The organism is Stenotrophomonas sp. A3_2 (assembly GCF_036624925.1).
Classification (GTDB): Bacteria; Pseudomonadota; Gammaproteobacteria; order Xanthomonadales; family Xanthomonadaceae; genus Stenotrophomonas; species Stenotrophomonas hibiscicola.
Genome location: NZ_JAZKVY010000301.1, coordinates 1 through 2,361, shown reverse-complemented (window position 1 = coordinate 2,361; position 2,361 = coordinate 1). Strand labels below are relative to the sequence as shown.

The 2,361-nt window shown below is 70.6% G+C and carries 2 protein-coding genes; both read right to left on the bottom strand.

Features of this window, described 5'->3' with window-relative positions; genetic code table 11:
- Positions 1-319: 319 nt before the first annotated feature.
- A complete protein-coding gene (locus R5H29_RS14445) occupies positions 320-811 on the bottom strand; it encodes a methylated-DNA--[protein]-cysteine S-methyltransferase (protein WP_021202265.1) in 492 nt (163 codons plus the stop codon).
- The gene (locus tag R5H29_RS14440; RefSeq protein ID WP_332329346.1) at positions 808-2,286 is read right to left on the bottom strand and encodes an AlkA N-terminal domain-containing protein; all 1,479 of its coding nucleotides are present in this window, start codon (positions 2,284-2,286) and stop codon (positions 808-810) included. Before R5H29_RS14440 ends, R5H29_RS14445 begins: the two co-directional genes overlap by 4 nt.
- Between the last annotated feature and the right edge of the window lie 75 nt (positions 2,287-2,361).

Here is a 2,361-nt window from a genome sequence, read left to right as displayed (position 1 = left end):
CGGCGCTGCTGCGGCTGGAACAACGCCAGGCCCCGCTGTTCGCCTGAGAGGGCTGGCCCGGCTGCGCCCCGCCCCCCCCCAGGCAACGGCCAGGTCAAGCGCCAATACACCTCCCGTTTTGTAAGCGGTGGGGGGGGGGGGGTGGGGGGGGCCGGCCGGTTGGGGCCCTGGGGGGGCCCAAACGAGCCCCCATGGATGGGTTTACGGCGTGTCCTGCCCACCCATACCGCCCCACCCAACGCGTAGAAAATCGGAGCTGTATTGGCTCTTGACCTTGCCGTTGCCTCTGCGGGTGCCGGGCGCAGCCCGGCCAGCCCTCTCAGGCGAACAGCGGGGCCTGGCGTTGTTCCAGCCGCAGCAGCGCCGCCTTCGTTTCCAGGCCGCCGCCGAAACCGGTCAGTGCGCCGTTGCTGCCGATCACGCGGTGGCAGGGCAGGATGATCGGCAGCGGGTTGCGCCCGTTGGCTGCACCGACCGCACGGGTCGCGCTGGGTTGGCCCAGGTGCTGCGCCAGCTGCAGGTAGCTCCAGGTCTGGCCGAACGGAATCAACGCCAGCGCCTGCCACACACGCAGCTGGAACGGCGTGCCGCGTGGTGCCAGCACAAGGTCGAAGCTGCTGCGTTCGCCGTGCAGGAACTGCAGCAGTTGCTCGCGCGCTTCCGGCAGCGCATCCGGTGCGTAGTGCCAGTCATCGCGCCCGCGTGCCGGATGGCGGTTCTCGGGGAAAAGCACATGTGACAGGCCACGTTCGTCACCGGCGATGGTCAACACGCCGATCGGGCTGTCGAAACGGTCGAACAACAGGGTCATGTCGGTTCTCCAACGAACGTGCCGGACAGGTGCCAAAGGTGCAGCACCGCGTAGGCGCGCCACGGCCGCCACGGTTGCGAGCGCGCTTCGGTTGCACGTTCGCTCAGGCGCTGGCCCTGCGCGTGGCCGAGCACCTGCTGCAGTACAAGATCGCCGGCCGGGAACGCATCGGGCTGGCCGAGCCCGCGCAGGGCGATGTACTGCGCCGTCCACGGGCCGATGCCGGGCAGCGCGACGCAGCGCGCAACGAATTCCTCCAATGCCTGCCCGGGCGCGAAGTCGAGCTGGCCGCTGGCGCAGGCGGCCGCCAGCGCACGCACGGTGGCGGCGCGGCTGCGCGGCAGGCCGATCGATTCCAGGGGCGCCTCGGCCAGCACCTCGGGCGCCGGGAACTGGCGATCGAATTCCGATGGCATGTTCGGCAGGTGCGCGCCATAGGCGTCGACCAGGCGCCGCGCGAAGGTGGTGGCTGCGGCCACACTGACCTGCTGTCCGAGCACGGCGCGTACGCCCACCTCGAAGCCATCCCAGCCGCCGGGTACGCGCAGCCCGGGGCGTTCGGCGATACCGCGCGCCAGCAAGGGTTCTTCGCTCAGCGCGGCGTGCACCTGCTGCAGGTCCGCGTCCAGATCGAATACGCGGCGCACGCGGCGCACGATGTCCGGAATCAGACGCGGATCGACCGCGCCCAGCTGCAGGCGCAACTCCGGGCGCTTCGGGTCGGCGGTGACCCGCAGCAGGGTGGGGCGTTCGGGCGTGCCCAGCACACGCTGGTAGCTGTCTTCGCCGATCAGTTCGATGCCAGGCAGGCTGCGTTTGCGCAGGAAGGCCAGCATGCGCGGGAAGTCCAGCGGCGGGCGATACACCAGGCGCAGCACCAGGCCGCCGTCATCGGCGGCCAGCGGCTGGTGCTGGCGACGCAGCGCCGTCGGTGCCATGCCGCAACCCTGCAGGAAGGCGGTGTTGAAGCGGCGCAGGCTGTTATAGCCGGCGGCCAGCGCAACGCCGGTCACCGGCAGCGTGGTCTCGGTCAGCAGTTGCTTGGCCAGCAGCAGGCGATGGGTGGCGTGGATCTGCGCCGGCGTCGCGCCCAGGTGTTCAACGAACAGGCGCTGCAGCTGGCGCGCGCTCAGGCCGATCTTCTGCGCGAGGTCCGCGACGGGCTGCTCCTGAAGGAAGCCGCCATGGATCAGGGCGAGTGCGCGCTGCACGGTCTGCCCGGCCAATGCCTGCTGGGCCTGCGGTGCCAGTTCAGGACGGCAGCGCAGGCATGGGCGGTAGCCGGCAGCTGCGGCCGCAGCGGCGGTGGGGTAGTAGGTGATGTTGCGCGGCTTCGGTGGCGGTGCCGGGCACACCGGGCGGCAGTAGATGCCGGTACTGCGCACGGCGGTGAAGAACACGCCGTCGAAGCGCGCGTCGCGGGCCAGGCGGGCACGGTCGCAGGCGTCGGTGTCGAGGGCGAGGGCGGTATCCATGGCGCCAGTCTAGGCGTGTGCGGCTGGAGATACTCGCCACATTCGGACATGGATGCTGAAGAGGGTTGGGGCGGG